Source organism: Phenylobacterium sp. (assembly GCF_030654915.1).
GTDB lineage: Bacteria > Pseudomonadota > Alphaproteobacteria > Caulobacterales > Caulobacteraceae > Phenylobacterium.
Map to the genome: position 1 here is coordinate 1 of NZ_JAURWM010000368.1, position 3001 is coordinate 3001.

A 3001-nucleotide genomic window follows, 5' to 3' on the forward strand; every position below is an offset into this window, starting at 1 on the left:
CTGCATGTTGTCTTCCGCGCAGAGCTGCAGGAAGCGCTCAAGGCGCGCCGAGGAGTGCTCGGGGCCCTGGACTTCGTAGCCGTGCGGCAGCAGCAGCACGAGGCCGCTCATCCGCAGCCACTTGCGTTCGCCCGACGAGATGAACTGGTCGATGACGACCTGGGCGCCGTTGGCGAAGTCGCCGAACTGAGCTTCCCAGAGGGTCAGGGTCTTGGGGTCAGCCAGCGAGAAGCCGTACTCGAAGCCCAGCACCGCCTCTTCCGAGAGCGCCGAGTCGATGACCTCGAAGTGCGCCTGGCCCGGCCGCAGGTTCGACAGCGGTTGGTAGTGTTCTTCGGTGGTCTGGTCGATCAGGTCGCAGTGACGCTGCACGAAGGTGCCGCGCACGCTGTCCTGGCCGGCCAGGCGGATCGGGAAGCCCTGATCCAGCAGGGTGGCGAAGGCCAGGTGCTCGCCGGTCGCCCAGTCGATGCCCGCGCCCGCCTCGATGGCGGCGCGGCGGTTCTCGATCGCCCGCTTCACCGTCTTGTGGATGTTCAGGCTTTCCGGGATGGCCGTGATCTTCTGGCCAAGGTCGACCAGCTTCTGGCGCGGCACGCTGGTCTGGCCGCGGCGGTCGTCGCCTTCAGGCAGGGCCAGGCCCGCCCACTTGCCGTCCAGCCAGTCGGCCTTGTTGGCCTTGTAGGTCTTGCCGGACTCGAACTCGCGATCGAGGAAGGCTTCGAATTCGCTGATCCAGCCGGCGACTTCGTCCTCGGTGGCCACGCCTTCGGAGACCAGTTGGCGGGTGTAGAGTTCGCGCGTCGACGGGTGGTCCTTGATCTTCTGGTACATCAAGGGCGAGGTCATCGTCGGGTCGTCACCCTCGTTGTGACCGAACCGGCGATAGCAGAACATGTCGATGACCACGTCCTTGCCGAACTGCTGGCGGAACTCGGTGGCCACCTTGGCGACGTAGACGCAGGCTTCCGGATCGTCGCCGTTCACGTGGAAGATCGGCGCCTCCACCATCAGGGCCACGTCCGAAGGATAGGGCGAGGAGCGGCTGAAGGCCGGCGCCGTCGTGAAGCCGATCTGATTGTTGACGATGAAGTGGACGGTGCCGCCGGTGCGGTAGCCCTTCACGCCCGAGATGGTGAAGCATTCGGCGATCACGCCCTGGCCGGCGAAGGCGGCGTCGCCGTGCAGCAGCAGGGGCAGGACGTGGTTACGTCCGCCGTCGGGGTTCTCACGCAGGGTGAAGGCCTGCTTGGCGCGCGCCTTGCCCAGGACGACCGGGTTGACGATCTCCAGGTGCGAGGGGTTGGCGGTCAGCGACAGGTGGACGCTGTTGCCGTCGAACGAACGGTCCGACGAAGCGCCCATGTGGTACTTCACGTCGCCCGAGCCTTCGACGTCGGACGGCAGGGTCGAACCGCCCTGGAACTCGTGGAAGATCACCTGGTAGGGCTTGGCCATCACGGCGGCCAGGACGTTCAGGCGGCCACGGTGCGGCATGCCGATGACGATGTCGCGCACGCCGAGCGCGCCGCCGCGCTTGATGATCTGCTCCAGCGCCGGGACCATCGCCTCGCCGCCGTCCAGGCCGAACCGCTTGGTGCCAGGGAAGCGCTTGTGCAGGAAGCGCTCGAAGCCTTCGGCCTCGATCAGCTTCTTCAGGATGGCGATCTTGCCTTCCTTGGTGAAGCTTATGTCTTTGTCCCGGCCCTCGATGCGCTCCTGCAGCCAGGCCTTCTGGGCCGGGTCGGAGATGTGCATGTACTGCACACCGATGTCGGCGCAGTAGGTGCGCTTCAGGATCGCCAGTATCTCGCGCAGGGTGCCCGTCTCCAGGCCCAGCACGTAGTCGAGGAAGATCGGACGGTCGAAGTCGGCCTCGGTGAAGCCGTAGGTCGCCGGATCGAGTTCGGAGGCGTCGCCTTCCGGAATCGCGATGCCCAGCGGATCGAGATTGGCGCGCAGGTGACCGCGCATCCGATAGGCGCGGATCATCATGATCGCGCGGAGGGAATCCAGGGTGGCGGCGCGGACAGACTCGGCCGAGGCGGCCGGAGCGGCGCGCTCAGCGACCTTCGCCCCCACCTTGGCCTCGACCGCCGGCCAGAGGCCGTCGATGGCCGAGAGCCAGTCGGGACGGGCGGCGGGCGCGCCAGGCTTGGTCCAGGCCCGCTTTCCAGCGGCGGCCTTCACCTCGTCGGTGCGATCTTGCAGCGAGGCGAAGAAGGCCCGCCAAGAGGCGTCGACCGAGTTCGGGTCGACCGCCCACTTGGCGTAGAGGTCCTCAACAAAGGCGGCATTGCCGCCATAGAGGAAGGAGGTCTCGGCGAGAACCTCGTTGATCAGACTTGCGTCGTCCGCCATTTCGTCCATTTCCCGGGTTGGTCCGGGCACGGACTTCGAGCGAAGGAGCCGAGCGCAGACCGCCCTTACTTAAGTTGTCGTCAGGAGCCTTTCAGCACCTGGAGGAGAGTTTCGCCCAATTTCGCCGGCGAGGGGGAAACGCGGATGCCCGCAGCTTCCATCGCGGCGATCTTGTCTTCCGCACCACCCTTGCCGCCCGAAATAATGGCGCCAGCATGACCCATGCGACGACCGGGGGGGGCCGTGCGGCCGGCGATGAAGCCGACCATAGGCTTCTTGATGGCTGAATTCTTGATGAACTCGGCCGCATCTTCTTCCGCGGAACCGCCGATTTCGCCGATCATGATGATCGACTCGGTTTCCGGGTCCTTCAGGAACAGGTCGAGCATGTCGATGAACTCGGTGCCCTTGACCGGGTCGCCGCCGATGCCGACCGCCGTCGATTGGCCGAGGCCGACATTGGTGGTCTGGAACACCGCTTCGTAGGTCAGGGTGCCGGAGCGCGAAACCACGCCGACCGAGCCCTTCTTGAAGATGTTGCCCGGCATAATGCCGATCTTGCACTCGTCCGGCGTCAGGACGCCGGGGCAGTTCGGGCCGATCAGGCGCGACTTGGAGCCGGCCAGAGCCTTCTTCACCT

General features: G+C 65.9%; 1 protein-coding gene and 1 pseudogene. Both read right to left on the bottom strand.

Translation table 11 applies throughout. The features are described from left to right. Positions 1 to 2361 (bottom strand): 2-oxoglutarate dehydrogenase E1 component (locus Q7T84_RS18905; RefSeq protein WP_304812051.1); only part of this gene is annotated, 2361 nt, incomplete at its 3' end. An 80-nt stretch (positions 2362 to 2441) separates the two neighbouring features. Further along, positions 2442 to 3001 (bottom strand): annotated as a pseudogene (locus Q7T84_RS18910) (succinate--CoA ligase subunit alpha); the annotation flags it as partial.